General features: G+C 34.2%; 20 protein-coding genes. 16 read left to right on the top strand and 4 right to left on the bottom strand.

Annotated elements, in window-relative coordinates:
• The first annotated feature begins 31 nt into the window (after positions 1-31).
• The 16 genes from DFQ05_RS04325 to hisIE all read left to right on the top strand — a co-directional run bounded on the left by DFQ05_RS04325 (position 32) and on the right by hisIE (position 14,691).
• Positions 32-634 (top strand): hypothetical protein, encoded by a 603-nt coding sequence (locus DFQ05_RS04325; protein WP_132703914.1) that lies wholly within the window; start codon positions 32-34, stop codon positions 632-634.
• Positions 635-637: 3 nt separating this feature from the next.
• A complete protein-coding gene (locus DFQ05_RS04320) occupies positions 638-1,579 on the top strand; it encodes a UDP-3-O-(3-hydroxymyristoyl)glucosamine N-acyltransferase (protein ID WP_132703912.1) in 942 nt (313 codons plus the stop codon).
• A gap of 2 nt (positions 1,580-1,581) precedes the next feature.
• On the top strand, positions 1,582-1,965 hold the full coding sequence (locus DFQ05_RS04315; protein ID WP_132703910.1) for a nuclear transport factor 2 family protein: 384 nt from the start codon (positions 1,582-1,584) through the stop codon (positions 1,963-1,965).
• An 86-nt stretch (positions 1,966-2,051) separates the two neighbouring features.
• Positions 2,052-2,924, top strand: a complete 873-nt coding sequence (sucD, locus tag DFQ05_RS04310; RefSeq protein ID WP_132703908.1) for a succinate--CoA ligase subunit alpha — start codon at positions 2,052-2,054, stop codon at positions 2,922-2,924.
• Between the two features lie 153 nt (positions 2,925-3,077).
• Entirely contained in the window at positions 3,078-3,824 is a 747-nt protein-coding gene (fabG, locus tag DFQ05_RS04305; protein WP_132703906.1) for a 3-oxoacyl-[acyl-carrier-protein] reductase, read from the top strand.
• 12 nt (positions 3,825-3,836) lie between these two features.
• On the top strand, positions 3,837-4,433 hold the full coding sequence (locus DFQ05_RS04300) for a hypothetical protein (protein ID WP_073086708.1): 597 nt from the start codon (positions 3,837-3,839) through the stop codon (positions 4,431-4,433).
• A gap of 32 nt (positions 4,434-4,465) precedes the next feature.
• The gene (locus DFQ05_RS04295) at positions 4,466-6,466 is read left to right on the top strand and encodes a VWA domain-containing protein (protein ID WP_241974205.1); all 2,001 of its coding nucleotides are present in this window, start codon (positions 4,466-4,468) and stop codon (positions 6,464-6,466) included.
• Positions 6,467-6,476: 10 nt separating this feature from the next.
• Entirely contained in the window at positions 6,477-7,292 is an 816-nt protein-coding gene (locus tag DFQ05_RS04290) for a prohibitin family protein (RefSeq protein ID WP_132703902.1), read from the top strand.
• A 314-nt stretch (positions 7,293-7,606) separates the two neighbouring features.
• Positions 7,607-8,464 carry an ATP phosphoribosyltransferase gene (hisG, locus tag DFQ05_RS04285; protein WP_132703900.1) on the top strand — a complete coding sequence of 286 codons (858 nt, stop codon included), beginning with the start codon at positions 7,607-7,609 and terminating at the stop codon, positions 8,462-8,464.
• A complete protein-coding gene (hisD, locus tag DFQ05_RS04280) occupies positions 8,464-9,747 on the top strand; it encodes a histidinol dehydrogenase (protein ID WP_132703898.1) in 1,284 nt (427 codons plus the stop codon). Before hisG ends, hisD begins: the two co-directional genes overlap by 1 nt.
• Entirely contained in the window at positions 9,747-10,784 is a 1,038-nt protein-coding gene (gene hisC / locus DFQ05_RS04275) for a histidinol-phosphate transaminase (RefSeq protein ID WP_132703896.1), read from the top strand. Before hisD ends, hisC begins: the two co-directional genes overlap by 1 nt.
• Entirely contained in the window at positions 10,781-11,914 is a 1,134-nt protein-coding gene (gene hisB, locus DFQ05_RS04270) for a bifunctional histidinol-phosphatase/imidazoleglycerol-phosphate dehydratase HisB (protein ID WP_132703894.1), read from the top strand. Before hisC ends, hisB begins: the two co-directional genes overlap by 4 nt.
• Entirely contained in the window at positions 11,914-12,495 is a 582-nt protein-coding gene (gene hisH / locus DFQ05_RS04265; protein ID WP_132703892.1) for an imidazole glycerol phosphate synthase subunit HisH, read from the top strand. Before hisB ends, hisH begins: the two co-directional genes overlap by 1 nt.
• Positions 12,496-12,603: 108 nt before the next feature.
• The gene (gene hisA / locus DFQ05_RS04260) at positions 12,604-13,338 is read left to right on the top strand and encodes a 1-(5-phosphoribosyl)-5-[(5-phosphoribosylamino)methylideneamino]imidazole-4-carboxamide isomerase (protein WP_132703890.1); all 735 of its coding nucleotides are present in this window, start codon (positions 12,604-12,606) and stop codon (positions 13,336-13,338) included.
• 1 nt (position 13,339) lies between these two features.
• Positions 13,340-14,095: an imidazole glycerol phosphate synthase subunit HisF gene (gene hisF, locus DFQ05_RS04255; RefSeq protein ID WP_132703888.1), complete on the top strand. Its 756-nt coding sequence runs from the start codon at positions 13,340-13,342 to the stop codon at positions 14,093-14,095.
• A complete protein-coding gene (hisIE, locus tag DFQ05_RS04250) occupies positions 14,092-14,691 on the top strand; it encodes a bifunctional phosphoribosyl-AMP cyclohydrolase/phosphoribosyl-ATP diphosphatase HisIE (protein ID WP_132703886.1) in 600 nt (199 codons plus the stop codon). The genes hisF and hisIE overlap by 4 nt, the downstream gene beginning before the upstream one ends.
• Here hisIE and DFQ05_RS04245 read toward each other — a convergent pair whose 3' ends face one another.
• The 4 genes from DFQ05_RS04245 to DFQ05_RS04230 form a co-directional block, all read right to left on the bottom strand.
• Positions 14,692-15,126, bottom strand: coding sequence for a toxin-antitoxin system YwqK family antitoxin (locus DFQ05_RS04245; RefSeq protein ID WP_132703884.1), 435 nt, complete (start codon positions 15,124-15,126; stop codon positions 14,692-14,694). It abuts the gene before it with no gap.
• Positions 15,127-15,259: 133 nt separating this feature from the next.
• A complete protein-coding gene (locus DFQ05_RS04240; protein ID WP_132703882.1) occupies positions 15,260-16,462 on the bottom strand; it encodes a S41 family peptidase in 1,203 nt (400 codons plus the stop codon).
• A 111-nt stretch (positions 16,463-16,573) separates the two neighbouring features.
• On the bottom strand, positions 16,574-17,353 hold the full coding sequence (locus DFQ05_RS04235; RefSeq protein ID WP_132703880.1) for a LytTR family DNA-binding domain-containing protein: 780 nt from the start codon (positions 17,351-17,353) through the stop codon (positions 16,574-16,576).
• Between the two features lie 75 nt (positions 17,354-17,428).
• Entirely contained in the window at positions 17,429-17,848 is a 420-nt protein-coding gene (locus DFQ05_RS04230; protein ID WP_132703878.1) for a hypothetical protein, read from the bottom strand.
• Between the last annotated feature and the right edge of the window lie 9 nt (positions 17,849-17,857).

Raw genomic sequence — 17,857 nt, 5'->3', positions numbered from 1 at the left:
TGTTAACGTTTCAGAATAACAAAGTAAACACATGAAACAAATTTTAAAAGCTAGCTTTATTCTAGCATTATTTTTAACAGTATCTAGCTGCATTCAAATGCTTAGCGAAGCGGCAGATAATGTTACTTCTGGTGGTTCGGAGTCTTTATCCGAGAGTGCCTATCAAACTATTACCATCGATAGCTTATATCAATTAGATGTTCCAAAATATATGAAAAACATGCCATCTCTACATCCAGAGGCATCTTTGGAGTATGCTAATATTTATAAAGAGGCATATTCTGTAGTTATTCATGAGAATAAACAAGAATTTATCGATATTTTCAAAGAAATTGAAGAATACGATAATCAGTTATCTCCAATCGAAAACTATGTGATAGTTCAAAAGAAAATGTTCGAAGAATCAATCGATAACATTAAAATTCAAGATTATGGTTTAACTATGATTAACGGCTTACCTGCAAGACAAATAAAAGCTACAGGTAGAGTAGATAGTATTGATGCTTTCTATGTCGTTGGTTTTGTTGAAGGTGAAGAAAATATCTACATGCTTATGAATTGGACACTCGATGATAAGAAAGATAAATTTGAAAATACGTTTGAATATATAAATGGGACATTTAAAGTGTTATAAGTCATGAAATTCCCAAGAATTTACAAACTCAAAGAAATTGCAGAAATCATCAACTCTAAATATGTGGGAGCTGATGATTTTTCTGTTTTAGGAATGAACGAGATTCACGTCGTAGAAGTAGGTGATATCGTTTTTGTTGATCACCCTAAATACTACGATAAAGCTTTAAATTCAGCAGCAACAATCATTCTTATCAATAAAGAAGTTGATTGCCCAGATGGCAAGGCATTACTTATTTCGGACGACCCTTTTAGAGACTTTAATATTCTAACAGATAAGTTTAAGCCGTTCATTACCGCGACAGCTTCTATTTCATCTTCTGCATTGATAGGCAAAAACACAGTCATTCAGCCCAATGTATTTATTGGTCATAACGTAACCATTGGCAATAATTGTATTATACATGCAAATGTTAGTATTTATGATGATACAGTAATTGGTGATAATGTTACAATTCATTCGGGCACCGTTTTAGGAGCTAATGCGTTTTATTACAAGAGACGTCCGGATGGCTATGATAGACTAAAGTCAAGTGGTAAAGTAGTTATTGAAGATAATGTAGATATAGGTGCGTCATGTACCATAGACAGAGGTGTTACGGGCGACACAACTATTGGTAGAGGCTCTAAGCTAGACAATCAAATTCAAGTTGGGCATGACACTATAATTGGTAAAGATTGCCTTATTGCATCGCATTCTGGAATTGCAGGTTGTGTTGTTATCCAAGATAGTGTAACAATTTGGGGACAAGTCGGTATAACAAGCGGCATTACTATTGGTGAAAAAGCTGTGATTTTAGCCCAATCGGGTATAAGCAAGTCATTAGATGGTCATAAAACTTATTTTGGGTCTCCAGCGGAAGATATAAGAACCAAATACAAAGAATTGGCTTCAATAAAACAGATTCCAGAATTGATTAATAAAGTAAAACATTTAAAAGGTTAACAATGTCTTCAAAAGAACTTTTACAACAATTTTATAACTCAGATATGGCCAATAATAATGATTTGGTTAAAACATTTTTTCATAAAGATTGCGAGTTACATTGGAATAGTAGTAGTGGTTTTTCTTTACTTAGATACAATGATGTTGTTGTTTTTTTCGAAGGCATACGCTCGTCTTACGAAAGCCTGAGATTCGAGCATACACATCTATTTGAGAGTGGAAACCATGTAATTAGCCGTCATCACGCTTACGCTAGAACAATAGAAGACTCTAGCGAAGAAGTTCTTTTAGCCCATTTTATTGCCATATGGGAAGTTAAAGACAACAAGCTTTTTCGTTGTTATGAGATTAGCCAACTAGCTGACGAGAAGACCATAGGTTCTTAACAAATAATTACTATAAACATTTCGTAAATAAGTTGTAAAAGACTTATTTTTGCATCGTTTTAACCGAATTAAAATTCAAAATATTCATGAGCGTTTTAGTCAATAAAAATTCAAAAATAATAGTACAAGGATTTACAGGTAGTGAAGGAACGTTTCACGCCAGTCAAATGATAGAATACGGAACGAACGTTGTAGGTGGTGTTACACCAGGTAAAGGTGGTCAAACACACTTAGACAGACCAGTTTTTAATACAGTTTCAGAAGCTGTAGAAAAAGTTGGTGCGGATACTACAATTATTTTTGTGCCACCAGCATTTGCTGCCGATGCTATTATGGAAGCTGCAGATGCAGGAATTAAAGTAATTATTACAATTACGGAAGGTATTCCTGTAGCAGACATGATTAAAGCTGCAGATTACATTAAAGATAGAGATTGTCGCCTAGTTGGCCCTAATTGTCCAGGCGTAATTACGCCAGGAGAAGCAAAGGTGGGTATTATGCCAGGTTTCGTTTTTAAATCAGGAAAAGTGGGTATCGTTTCAAAATCTGGAACTTTAACTTACGAAGCGGCTGACCAAGTTGTAAAACAGGGCTTAGGAATTACTACTGCGATTGGTATTGGTGGTGACCCAATAATTGGTACAACTACTAAAGAAGCAGTAGAGCTATTAATTAATGACCCAGAAACAGAAGCTGTAGTTATGATTGGCGAAATAGGCGGTCAGCTAGAAGCAGATGCTGCAAATTGGTATAAAGAAAGCGGAAGCAAGAAGCCAATTGTTGGATTTATTGCTGGCGAAACTGCTCCTGCTGGACGTACGATGGGTCATGCTGGAGCTATAGTTGGTGGTAGTGATGATACTGCACAAGCCAAAAAGAAAATCATGAGAGAATGTGGTATTCACGTAGTAGACTCTCCAGCAGAAATAGGAAAGAAAGTCGCTGAAGTTATCGGCTAATTCTAAAATATATTTGTCATTCTGTCCCGAAACTTCGGGAGATTCAGAATCTCATAAACTGTTAAAAACCTTACAAAATCTTGTAAGGTTTTTTTATTCGATGCAATTTGTAATTTATATCTTTGAAAGTATCTAACAAATCAACGTTTACATATGAAATTATTAGAAGGAAAGACAGCTATCATTACAGGTGCCTCTAGAGGAATAGGAAAAGGAATTGCAGAAGTTTTTGCAGACCACGGCGCAAATGTAGCATTTACATACAGCTCATCGGTTGAAGCCGCTAATGCTTTAGAAGCAGATTTAAATTCAAAAGGAATAAAAGCAAAAGGATACCAGAGTAATGCTGCTAGTTTTGATGATGCACAAAAATTAGCTGAAGATGTTTTAGCAGAATTCGGAAGCATTGACATACTAGTTAATAATGCTGGGATTACAAAGGATAATCTTTTAATGCGTATGGGCGAGGAAGATTTTGATAAAGTGATAGAAGTTAACCTGAAATCAGTTTTTAACATGACAAAAGCTGTGCAGCGTACAATGCTAAAACAACGAAAAGGCTCAATTATTAATATGAGTTCTGTTGTAGGTGTTAAAGGAAACGCGGGGCAAACAAACTATGCAGCATCAAAAGCTGGGATTATCGGATTTTCAAAATCTGTGGCATTAGAATTAGGTTCCAGAAACATTAGGAGTAATGTCATAGCGCCAGGTTTTATAGAAACTGAAATGACCGCCAAACTTGATGAAGAAACTGTAAAAGGTTGGCGTGCTGCTATTCCTTTAAAACGCGGTGGAACACCAGAAGATATTGCCAATGCCTGTGTATTCTTAGCAAGTGATTTAAGCGCATATGTCACAGGCCAGACCTTAAATGTAGATGGCGGAATGTTAACTTAAACAATACTAAAAATGAAGAAAATCCTTCTAATAGCCCTAATATTTAGCGCATCAATAAACGGCTTTAGTCAAGATGCCGGACAGCATGGAGAAGAATCAAATTCATCTGCTGTTGTTACAAATGTACCCAACGGTTGGGTAAAGTATAAATCAGAAGAATTAGCAGTAACCGCAATATTTCCTGCTACTCCAAAAGAATCTGTTCAGAAGGTACAAACGGCAGTTGGGAGTCTAGACATGCACATGGTAATGTATGCACCATTGATGAGCGGTGATGACAATGCTGTTTATTCGCTCATACGGTCAGATTACCCCGAAGAGCAATTTAAAGATGCTGACCAAGAAAAACAGTCTAGTATTTTAGATGGCGCCGTGGAAGGGGCTGTGACTAATGTAAATGGCACAAAACTTTCCGATAAAAAAATAAAGCTTAATGGCTATCCAGGACGGTCTATAAAAATTCAAACAGAAAGTGGTTACATTTATATCAATGCCTATTTAGTAGAAAATGTAATGTTTATTACCCAGGTTATTACTATGCCAAGTAACGATGGCAATAAAAGTATTAGGCGTTTTATGGACTCTTTCGACATTTTAAAAGTGAAATAATATTGAGCAATCAAACCATAGCATATATTATTATGTCTGGAATCATAGCGCTTTTATTAGCGCTATTTCAGTATGTGTATAAATCTAAAAAGGTTGCATCAAGAAAAGTTTTAATACCGCTTCGCTTCATTTCGATTTTCGCAACGCTTTTATTACTTGTTAATCCAAAGTTTGAGTCTGTTTCATATTACGAAGAGAAGCCAAATCTGGTTATAGCTATAGATAATTCAGAATCGATTTCATACTTAAAGCAAGATGCTAAAGCCAGAAAGTTAGTAGAAGAATTGGTTAAGAACAACCAGCTAGCCTCCAAATTTAATATTGAAGCTTACGCTTTTGGTAATGACGTCTCTTCGTTAGATTCGTTAAGCTTTAGTGATAAAATTTCTAACATTACTAAATTTTTTAAAAGTTACAATGAGCTTTATAAATCCAATACAGCTCCCGTAGTTCTAATTACAGATGGTAATCAAACATTAGGTAGCGATTACCAGTATAATGCAACAACTAATAAGCAGCCTATTTTTCCTGTTATATTGGGAGATACTGTAAAATTTTCAGATCTAAGGATTACACAGGTTAATGCAAATAGATATGCCTATTTAAAAAATAAGTTTCCTATAGAGATTATTACCAATTACAATGGTAATTCCGATATTAATACTAGCTTAAAAATATACTTAGGAAACAGTGTAGTATTTTCTAAATCGTTAACTTTTGGGCCTGAGAAGACTTCAGAAATTGTTACTGCAAACCTGAATGCCAACAGCGTTGGTGTTAAAACCTATAGAGTAGAGTTAACACCTTTAGCTAACGAAAAAAATACAATTAATAATCAGAAAAATTTTGCGATTGAAGTTATTGATCAAAAAACAAATATCGCTTTGGTTTCGGAGTTAATGCATCCAGATTTAGGTGCTTTAAAAAAATCCATTGAGTCCAATGAGCAAAGAAGTGTTTCTATAATTTCTCCAAAAGACTATATTTCACAACAAAATGATTTTCAATTGGTTATTTTGTATCAACCAAACAATCTGTTTAATGAGGTCTATGAAAAAATAAATAGACTTAAACTAAATACATTTACAATAACAGGCACCAATACAGATTGGCGTTTCTTAAATTCAATTCAATCTAATTTTGTTCAAGACATTACCAATCAGTCAGAAGAATATCAACCCATACTAAATCAAAATTACGGCATATTTATAGTGGATAATATCACTTTCGAAAATTATCCACCACTGACATCAGAGTTTGGGGCAGTAACATTTACGGCTCCAGAGCAAACAATCTTATACAAAAGTATCAATGGCATTAATACAGACGAGTCGCTTCTAAGTACATTTGAGGTAGATAGACAAAAGCATGCGCTTTTAAATGGCGAAGGCCTTTGGAGTTGGCGTTCTCAGACATTTTTAGATACGGATGGTTTTGAAAGTTTCGATAATTTTATGGGGAAATTGGTACAATATTTAAGCTCAAATAAAAAGCGAAGACGACTTAATATCGATTATAAGTCCTTTTACAATCAGACAGAAAGTATAAAGATTAGCGCACAATTTTTTAATAAAAACTATGAGTTTGACACAAATGCTAATCTTCAAATTACTTATACGAATAAAGCCTCTAACGTTTCGAGAACCTTACCTTTATTACTTAAAAATGCGTCTTATAGCATTGATTTAAGCAGTATTCCGCCAGGAGATTATCAATTTACAATAAAACATACTGAAGAGCCAATAACAGCCACAGGTAGTTTTAAAGTGTTGGCTTATAATGTAGAACAACAATTTTTGAATGCCGACGTAACCAAACTACAATTCATTGCAAACAATTCTAGTGGAAAAACATATTTTATAGACAAAGCCGATAATCTAATTAGCGATTTATTCAAAGACGAACGTTTTGCAACGATTCAAAAAAGTAAACACAGTGTAATTCCGTTAATAGATTACAAATATCTATTAGGATTAATCGCTTTAGCCTTATCTTTGGAATGGTTTATAAGAAAGTATAAAGGATTAATTTAAAAAAAGAAAAATGGAAAGATTACCAAAAATTGGATTACCTATTTTAATTACGGTTGTTGTACTTATCATAATACTAGCAAAATCTGCTGTGACTATAGATTCTGGTCATGCGGGTGTTCTGTATGAGACACTTGGTGACGGCGTTGATTCGGATGCTGCACCGTTAGGTCCAGGATTTCACATTATAGCGCCTTGGAACCGTGTAATAGATTATGAAACACGTCAGCAAGAAATTCCAGAAAAAATGTCTGTTTTATCGTCTAATGGTTTGGATATTAAATTAGACGCTTCAGTATTATACGAACCAGATTATAAAAATCTAGGGCGTTTGCATAACGAAAAAGGCCAGAATTACTTAAATAGAGTGCTACAGCCAGCGATAAGGTCTGCTGCCCGTAGCGTTGTAGGTCGTTACACACCAGAGCAGTTGTATTCTAGCAAAAGAGATGCTATCCAAGAAGAAATTTTTGAAGAAACTAAAAAAATCGTTGAGCCGCAATACATACAGCTTAATGATGTGTTAATTAGAGATGTGACGTTGCCACCAACAATAAAGGAAGCTATTGAGCGTAAATTAAAACAAGAACAAGAGTCGTTGGAGTACGAATTTAGATTAGTGACCGCGCAGAAAGAGGCAGAAAAACAGCGTATTGAAGCACAAGGTAAGGCTGATGCAAACCGAATATTAAGCGCGTCTCTAACGGAAAAGATTTTACAAGACAAAGGTATAGAAGCCACAATAAAATTATCGGAATCACCTAATAGTAAAGTAGTTATTATTGGTTCTGGCGAAAGTGGAATGCCTATTATTTTAGGAAATCAGTAACCGCAGTTTTCTCCTATGATGTACCTTAAGGCATTGACCTTTTTAGGGTGTAGATTTAGGAAAAGTGTTAAATCGCGATTATCGCGTAAAAAGTTTGTTAAAGACTTGGAATTGTAATTATTTTTTCTGAAAATTTGTTCCAAGAAATAAGAAATGAGAACTATTCAATTACATCACCATCATTTTAGTACTTGCCCTCAAGCGAGCTAATGATGTATTGAATAAAATCAAAACATATATAAACCCGTTTGAGAATATCAAGCGGGTTTTATTTTTTAAAACTCATGATATTTTTAAACTAACCAAAACTAAAAATGAGTAAACTAAAAATTGCAGTACAAAAATCAGGACGTCTTAACGAAGACTCCATGAAAATTCTTAAAGCTATAGGTATTTCTATAGATAACGGAAAAGACCAACTAAAAGCATCGGCAAGAAATTTCCCTTTAGAAGTGTTTTATTTACGCAATGGAGATATACCTCAATACCTTAGAGATGGCGTTGTAGATGCAGCGATTATTGGAGAAAATGTGCTAATAGAAAAAGGGAATGATTTAAACATTGTAGAGCGCTTAGGATTCTCTAAATGCCGTGTATCTATCGCTGTACCAAAATCATCTGATGCTAAGTCAATTAAAGATTTAGAAGGCAAACGAATTGCAACATCCTATCCAAATACCGTAAATCAGTTTTTAGAAAAAGCAGGTATTAAAGCTAACCTTCATATCATTAATGGTTCGGTTGAAATTGCACCAAATATAGGTTTGGCAGATGCTGTTTGTGATATTGTTTCTAGTGGAAGCACGCTATTTAAAAATGGTTTAAAGGAGATAGACAAACTATTAAATTCAGAAGCAGTTTTGGCAACATCGCCAAGAATATCAGATGACAATCAAGCTCTTATTGATAAAATTCAATTTCGTTTAAAATCGGTATTAAGAGGAAGAGAAAACAAATATGTATTGTTAAATGTGCCAAATAGTAAGCTAGACACCATAATAAAGATTTTACCAGGCATGAACAGTCCAACAATTCTGCCTCTGGCAAAAGAGGGTTGGAGCTCCTTACACTCAGTAATTAATAAAAATGATTTTTGGAATGTTATAGATGAGTTAAAGGCTAATGGTGCCGAAGGTATTTTAGTTTGTCCAATCGAAAACATGGTGTTGTAATGAGAATTATTGATAACCCAAAAAGAGAGGATTGGAAAACCATTCTTAAGCGACCAACAAAAACAGTAGATGATATTGAAGCCACTGTAATTCAGGTCTTTAACGATGTTAAAGAAGAAGGCGACACCTCAATTAAGAGATATACATCTGAGTTCGACAAAGTCAATTTAAAAAACTTGATTGTTTCTCAAGAGGAAATAAAAGAAGCGGCTATTTTAGTGGCGAAGCCTTTGAAGGAAGCTATTCAACTTGCAAAATCTAATATCGAAAAATTTCATAGAGCGCAGAAAACTAATCGCATATCCATTACAACTATGGAAGGTGTGGATTGTTGGCAAGAAAAACGTCCTATTCAAAAAGTAGGTTTATACATTCCAGGCGGTACAGCACCTTTATTTTCTACAGTTTTAATGTTGGCAGTACCTGCAACTATTGCTGGTTGTAAAGAGATTGTATTATGCTCTCCACCCAATAAAGAAGGAAAGATTGCTAATGAAATTTTATATGCAGCTCAACTTTGTGGTGTCACTAAAATTATAAAAGTAGGTGGCATTCAGGCCATTGCAGGTTTAGCCTTTGGAACAGAATCAATTCCGCAAGTGTATAAAATTTTTGGACCGGGAAACCAGTATGTAACCGTAGCTAAACAAATAGCAACAAAATACGGCGTTGCTATCGATATGCCAGCAGGACCAAGTGAATTATTGGTCATGGCAGATGAGTCGGCTAATGCTGCTTATGTAGCTTCGGATTTATTAAGTCAGGCAGAGCACGGTTCGGATAGCCAAGTAATATTAGTTTCTACGTCTAAACAATTTGCAGAACAAGTCACCACCGAAGTAAACAAACAGCTAGACGATTTACCTAGAAAAGACATGGCAGCGAATGCGATTAACAACTCAAAAACAATTATAGTAAATGACTTTGAAACGGCGCTAGCTTTAATCGATGAATATGGACCTGAACATTTTATTGTGGCCACAAATAATGACGATTATTTTGTAGATAATATAGGTAATGCGGGTTCAGTATTTATTGGTAATTATACACCTGAAAGTGCCGGGGACTATGCCTCAGGGACTAACCACACATTACCTACAAACGGTTTTTCCAAGGCGTATTCTGGTGTAAATCTTGATAGTTTTCAAAAGAGTATGACATTTCAAAAAATATCTAAAAACGGTATAAAAAATATAGGTCCGGCAATTGAGTTAGTGGCAGAAGCAGAAGGCTTACAAGCACACAAAAATGCGGTAACTCTTAGATTAAAAGATTTGGAATAATGAACATAGAAAACCTTCTAAGAGCAAACATCAGGACAATTAAAGCCTATTCATCTGCGAGAGATGAGTACAAGGATGCTTCTGCGGATATGGTATTTATCGATGCCAATGAAAACCCTTTCGAAACTAATATAAACCGATATCCAGATCCTAAACAGACCAAGGTAAAGGACAAAATAGCCGAAATTAAAAATATCAAAGCGTCTCAAATTTTGTTGGGTAATGGCAGTGACGAAGTTTTAGATTTAATTTTTAGAGCTTTCTGCGAACCTAATAAAGACAATATCGTTACGTTGCCACCAACATATGGCATGTATTCTGTTCTGGCAAATTTAAATGCAGTTGCTATAAAGCAGGTTGTGTTAGATGAGAATTTTGAACCTAAAGTAGCCGATATTTTAGCAGCTCAAAATCAGAATTCAAAAATTTTATTTTTATGCTCACCAAACAATCCAACAGCCAATAGTTTTAAAACGTCAAAAATTGAAGAATTAATCAATAAATTCAACGGTATTGTTGTAATCGACGAAGCGTATATCGATTTTTCAAATCAAGAAAGTTGGGTCTCACGTTTAGATGATTTTCCAAATTTAATCGTCACACAAACATTATCTAAAGCTTATGGTATGGCGGGAATTCGGTTAGGAATCTGCTTTGCTTCAGAATATATTATAGCTGTTCTAAACAAAATAAAACCGCCTTATAATATTAATCAACTCACACAAGATAAGGCACTAGAACGCTTGAAAGATTTAGAGACTGTTGAAAAAGAAGTTCAATCAATAATTTTTGAACGTGATAAGTTAATCGAGCAACTAAAATCAGTGTCTATAGTGAAAACTATTTATCCATCGGATGCCAACTTTGTTTTGGTTCAGGTAGATGATGCCAATAAACGCTATACACAATTAATCGAAAAAGGTGTGGTTGTAAGGAATAGAACAACTCAGCCACTTTGTGAAAACTGTTTACGATTTACTGTAGGAACACCAAATGAAAATAAGACATTAATTACGATATTAAATCAGCTATCATGAAGCCTGTATTATTCATAGACAGAGACGGAACTTTAATCAAAGAACCAGCAGACGAGCAAATTGACGCATTCGAAAAGTTAGAGTTTTATCCAAAAGTGTTTCAATACTTAAGTAAAATTGCTAAAGAATTGAATTTTGAAATAGTAATGATTACCAATCAAGATGGTTTGGGTACTGAGGTGTATCCCGAGGAAACCTTTTGGCCTGTTCATAATTTTGTTTTAAAAACTTTTGAGAGTGAAGGTGTTGTTTTCAAAGAACAATTTATAGATAGAACCTTTGCCAAAGACAATGCGCCAACGCGCAAGCCAAATACGGGCTTATTAACCAAATACTTTTCTGATGACTATGATTTAACGAATTCTTTTGTGATTGGTGATCGCTTAACCGATGTAGAATTAGCTAAAAACCTAGGAGCAAAAGGTATTTTTATCAATGACAATACTAATCTAGGAACAGATGAAGTTACAGTTAGCAATAATGAATTACAGCAATACATTGCTTTAGAAACCAACGACTGGGAAACTATTTATAAATTTCTAAAAACCACAGAACGTATTGGTTCTATTGAGCGTAATACTAATGAGACTAAAATAAAAATTAACCTTAATCTTGATGGTACAGGTAAAAGTAAAATAGATACTGGTATCGCTTTTTTCGACCATATGCTAGACCAAATTGCAAGACACGGTCAGTTGGATTTGGATATTAAAGTTATTGGCGATTTAGAGGTTGATGAGCACCACACCATTGAAGACACAGCAATTGCCTTAGGTGAAGTTTTTGCCAAGACTTTAGGCAATAAGTTAGGTATTGAGCGTTATGGCTTTTGCTTACCAATGGACGACTGTTTAGCGCAGGTAGCGATAGATTTTGGCGGACGAAATTGGTTGGTATGGGATGCCGATTTTAAGCGAGAAATGATAGGCAAAATGCCAACAGAGATGTTTTACCATTTCTTTAAATCATTTACAGATGGGGCAAAGTGCAATCTAAATATCAAAGTAGAAGGCATAAACGAACACCATAAAATTGAAGCCATTTTTAAAGCCTTTGCAAAGGCCATAAAAATGGCAATTAAACAAGATGTAGAAAAGATGATTTTACCTTCAACAAAAGGCGTATTGTAATGAAATTAGCAATTGTAAATTACGGCGCAGGAAATATAAAGAGCATACAATTTGCTTTTAAACGATTAGGTTATGAGGCCATGTTAACAAATGATCCTAAGGTCATCGAAGCTGCTGATAAAGTAATTTTTCCTGGAGTTGGTGAAGCAAGCTCGGCAATGCGTATGTTAAAACAGAGTAAGTTAGATACGCTTATTCCAAAATTAAAACAGCCTGTTTTGGGCATTTGTTTAGGTATGCAATTAATGTGTAATCATACAGAAGAAGGTGATACCGATGGCTTAGGAATTTTTAAAGTTGATGTAAAACGCTTTTCAAATGCTGTAAAAGTGCCTCAGATGGGATGGAATACTATTAAGAATTTAAAATCTGATTTATTTAAAGACATAAGAGAAGAAGAATACATGTACCTTGTACACAGCTACTATGCTGAAAATTGTGAAGAGGCTATTGCAACATCAGATTATGACATAGAATATGCTTCAGCATTAGAAAATGATAATTTTTTCGGTGTACAATTTCACCCAGAAAAATCATCGACAGCAGGAGAGAAGCTGTTAAAAAATTTTCTAGAATTATAAAATGATAGCTATTGTCACACTGAGCTTGTCGAAGTGAAACTTTAGGAGTGTTTCAAAAGCGTTAAAGAAATAATAATTAAAAGATTCCCACTTTCGTGGGAAATAAATATGAGAATAATACCAGCAATAGATATCATAGAAGGAAAATGTGTAAGACTCACTAAAGGCGACTATGATACTAAAAAAATATATAATGAAAATCCACTCGAAGTGGCAAAAGAATTCGAAGCCTCTGGCATTGAGTATTTACACTTAGTCGATTTAGATGGTGCTAAAGCCAAACACATTGTTAATTATAAAGTGCTAGAACAAATTGCCTCAAAAACAAACCTAAAAATAGATTTTGGAGGCGGTTTGAAGTCTAATGAAGATTTAAATATTGCCTTTAACTGTGGCGCAAGACAGATTACTGGCGGTAGTATTGCTGTAAGTGATAGAGAAACTTTTGAAGGCTGGCTATCAAAATACGGACCACAAAAAATTATTTTAGGAGCCGATAGCAATGAAGGAAAAATTGCTATTAACGGATGGCAAGATAATAGTAAAGAAGAGGTTGTTACGTTTATTAAGGATTACCAGAGAAAGCATATTCAATATGTCATTTGTACAGATATTTCCAAGGATGGTATGCTAGAAGGGCCTTCATTAGATTTATATAAAACAATTATTACATCGTGTTCCAGTAAAAGCGGAGCGCAATCCATAAAACTCATTGCATCTGGTGGTGTTTCTGGAATTAAAGATTTAGAATCTTTAGCAGCTATTGGTTGCGAAGGTGTTATCATTGGTAAAGCCATTTACGAGAATAGAATTAGTTTAAAAGAACTAGAACAATTTATATAACATGCTAACAAAACGAATTGTTCCTTGCTTAGATATAAAAAACGGACGTACCGTAAAAGGTGTTAATTTTGTTGATTTGCGCGATGCTGGTAATCCTGTAGAACTAGCAAAACAATATGCAGCTTTAGGCGCAGATGAGCTGGTCTTTTTAGATATCTCGGCAACCCAAGAAAAGCGTAAAACCATGCACGATATGGTGTTGAAAGTCGCTGAGCAAGTTAATATTCCTTTTACAGTTGGTGGCGGTATTTCATCAATTGAAGACGTCGATGATTTATTACATTGTGGTGCAGATAAAGTATCCATTAATTCTTCTGCAGTAAAGCGACCAGAGCTTATTAATGAGTTGTCTGAGAAATTTGGAAGTCAGTGTATTGTTGTTGCCATAGATGCTAAAAAAATAGGCGAGGAGTGGTTTGTACATTTGGCTGGCGGTACCATTCCAACAGATATTAAACTTTTCGATTGGGCTAAAGAAGTAGAAGAACGTGGCGCAGGTGAAATTTTATTTACGTCAATGAATCATGACGGAACTAAAGCGGGTTTTGCAAATGAAGCTTTGGCAAAATTATCAGAATTGGTAAATATACCCATTATTGCTTCTGGTGGCGCAGGAACGATTCAGCATTTTGCTGATACATTTAAACTTGGAAAAGCAGATGCCGCTTTGGCTGCCAGCGTTTTTCATTTTGGTGAAATTCCTATTATCGAATTAAAAAAAGAATTACGAAAACAGAATATCGAAGTAAGATTATGAACGTAGATTTTAATAAAAGTCCAGACGGATTAATACCGGCAATTATTCAGGATGCGTTAACAGAAAAGGTGTTAATGCTTGGTTATATGAATGAAGAAGCACTCCAAAAAACCATAGATTCGAAGTTAGTTACATTCTACAGTCGCAGGAAACAACGACTATGGACAAAAGGTGAAGAAAGTGGTAATGTTTTAAATCTCGTAGATTTAAAACCCGACTGTGATAATGATGCCTTACTAATTAAAGTGAATCCAAATGGTCCAACATGTCACAAAGGCACAGATACCTGCTGGAAAGAGACAAATAATCAAAGCTTTGGGTTTATTTCAAAGTTAGAAGAAACCATTAGCTCTCGTATTGACAATGCTGACACTAACAAATCTTATGTTGCTTCCTTGTTTGCAAAAGGTATCAATAAGGTTGCTCAGAAGGTAGGTGAAGAGGCCGTAGAGGTAGTCATAGAGGCAAAGGACAATAATGATGAGCTTTTCTTAGAAGAAAGTGCAGACTTATTATTCCACTATCTAATGCTGTTACAGGCAAAGGGTTTTAAACTAAATGATGTGGTTGACGTGTTAAAAAGTCGGGAGAAATAGTTATCTGGTATAAATCATTGTAGAAACAACATTACCTTCCTTGTCATAATACGTCCATTTTCCGATAGGTCTTTTCCAGTGTAGGTATTGCCCTTTAGATTTTATACTTCCATCTTCGTAGAAAAAGGTAACTGGGCCTTCTACACGATTGTCTTTGTAGGTACCCTCACATACTTTACGTCCATAAGGGTCAAAATCTATCCATTTTCCATTTCCGATACCATTTACATATTCTTGCATCGTCATGTAATTTCCATTGTCGTATTTACCGTAGAGAATACCAGTGAATGGCTTATCTGAACCTGTCTCATAATACAAAGCGCCTAATTTATAGGCTTTCTGATAGGTGTCTGACATGGCAACTAATTTTTTACTCTGACTAAATGCGCTACTCATAAATACAATAGCTAAAGCAAACGATAATAAAGTTTTCATAGAATTCTTTTATTGTATATACACAAAGAAATCAATTTTGGATGAGTAAACTAAAACTGCCACTAAATAATATAATGGCAGTTAATCTAATGTTGTTTAGAAAGTTTAATCACGCATTAGAACCATGATAAGCCTAGTTGCTATCTTTTTCTACAATCTCTAAAGTTTGCTCTACCCAATCTTTTTTGAAGTCTAGTGCAATACTAGGCGTAATTCCCTTACTTTCATAGTCTATATATTTATGAAAGTTCATATCTGTAGGTGTAATATTAAAGTAGCCTGATGGTGTTGTGTAGTTGTATCCATAATTCTTGCCGTATGCAATAATGCCTCTTGTTGTTTGGCCAAGATGCTTTGCATTTTTATTCTTTAGTAGTTTTAGAGTAAATTGCTCACCATTACTGCCTGTAAAGCAATTAGTAATTACATATACATTCTTATTTCTTAACAATTTTATATACGAGTCTGAGTATTTGCTATTTCCACCGCTATTACTACGTAAATCGACAATAATATTCGGCGCGGTTAATTTATCTTTTATTTCATTATAGAATTTAAGTAACTCTTTTTTCTTACTATTGCTAAAGGTTTTAAAATATAAATACTGTGTATCGTCACTAATTTGTTTAAAGTCTGCAACTTCAATTTTTTCAGACAACAGTTCAAAATTATCTGTATTTCCAACCTTTTTGTAAGACCAAATGCGACCGTTTTCAAAAGACAAACTTCTTACGAAGCCAGGTGTTTTCTTTTTCGTTTTATAATAGTACATGTTGTATTTATTGCTACCTATAGGATAGAGATAAAACCGAATTTCGCCTTCAATCCAATTTTCTAAGTTCGTTTCTATAACAAACCCAATATGCTGTTTACTTTTCTCATTATATACAATACCTATTTTTTCTTCTCCATAATTATAAATACCCTCTTTATCTGAGATATCTTTCTTTTCTAATTCCTTTGTTATGCTTTTTAACGATTGTACTTTGTTGGAGTTATTACCATAAAGTTTTTTTGGACTAAAAACAATGTTATTATCTTGATTATTGATTTGCAAAGAAGCATGAACATCATTTACCATGTTCATTTGTTTAAGAAGTAACCTATAACATTCTTCGACATTTATAGGTTCTATCATTTTTTGCAGTAAAGACTCGTATATGTTCTCGAATTTAATTGCCTCTTTACCCTTAATCTGTTTTTTATAAGAAGGCATTTTCTTAATTTTTTCAACAATAAAATCTAAATCTGTTTTACAATCACAGGTTTGTATTTGGGCTGTTAAAACTTGAAAACCAGATATAAATACGAAAAGGAAAAGAGTGATTTTTTTCATGGTTAAAGGATTTATATGATTAAACTTTCTGAAACAAATATATTTCAGATAAAGTCATATAATTCAATAATAGAAAGGCTTTGGGGCGAAATTCAGTTAATTTGTGGCGAGTTAAAGTGAAGATTTTATTGAGGCCAAATAAGTTTTAGAAACAGGGACTTCAATATTATAATTAAGTTGCATGATGTGCTTGCTATTTTCAACTTTCCATTGCTGAAAATGATACAGATTTACCAAATACGAGCGATGCGCACGATGTAGATTTTCGAATTCATAATCTATTGCGGACAATTTATTTCGTATTAAAGTTTTCTTTAAACTATTTGTATTGATGTAAAAAACTTCTACGTAATTATCCGAGGACTTAATAGCAATAATATCGTTAAAGTCTAATCGTAAACCTTCGTAATTGCCTTCGCCTTTAATTTCAATTTTTTGGTTTTCTAGTTTTTTTTCGTGATAACGTCCAAAGGCATAGCGACCAATAATAATTATGGGTAGAATGGTAATTATGGCCGGTAAAAAAATAGCTTTGAGCATATAACTTAAACTGTAAGGATTGGGTTCATTAGCAACTACGACATATAAATAATAGAGCCTTGCGATGGTAATTCCTAAAACAGAAAATGATGCTAGAAACAGAATTTCAGTTATTATTGTCCATTGTTTTTTGGTTTTACGGTAAAGCATATTTTGAACAGGTAAATAAAAAATATAGCATAAACCAGCAATAAGTCCGTAACCAGGCAGATATATCAATTTCTCATTAAACCCTAATTCGCTAACGTCTAATGGCTCCGTGAAAAATAAAAACACAAATACCCAAAGGGCGGTTATTAAACCAATAAAAACATGGTGTTTTAATAAAGGATCAAATGGATAGTTTTTCAAATCTAAATTTTGATTATAAAAATAGAAAAAGCACCAGTAAAACTGATGCTTTGATTTAGAATTAATTTTCAGGTATTATTTAATCCATTGTTTTGAAATTGCATTTTTCGAAAAATAAATTAAGAATAAGCAAACCACAATGACCATTACTGGCATTATCATTTGCGCGCCTGTCATTTCAACATTCATAAATAAATAGGCATGCTGAATAATGGCTCCCAATGCCGAAAGTACAAATAGAAAATAAGCCCATTTTTTTCGTATTAGTAAACATATTGCTCCTAAAGCACCAGCGAAAACAGCTGTAGCAAATGCAGCTGTATACCATGCAGGATGTTCCATAAGATATTGTGCTTGTTGGTCTGCAGGTAGTTGCGCAATCATGTCTTCTGTGATAAAGGCTTGCCCAATGTAAGCGAGTACGCCCATACCGTTCCAAAGGAGTGCTAAAACACTCACAATCCAGAACCAAATAGGAGGTTTTGATGATGTCATAATAAATTG

It is taken from the genome of Winogradskyella wandonensis (assembly GCF_004346845.1).
GTDB lineage: Bacteria > Bacteroidota > Bacteroidia > Flavobacteriales > Flavobacteriaceae > Winogradskyella > Winogradskyella wandonensis.
This window is presented reverse-complemented; position numbering and strand designations above follow the sequence as displayed.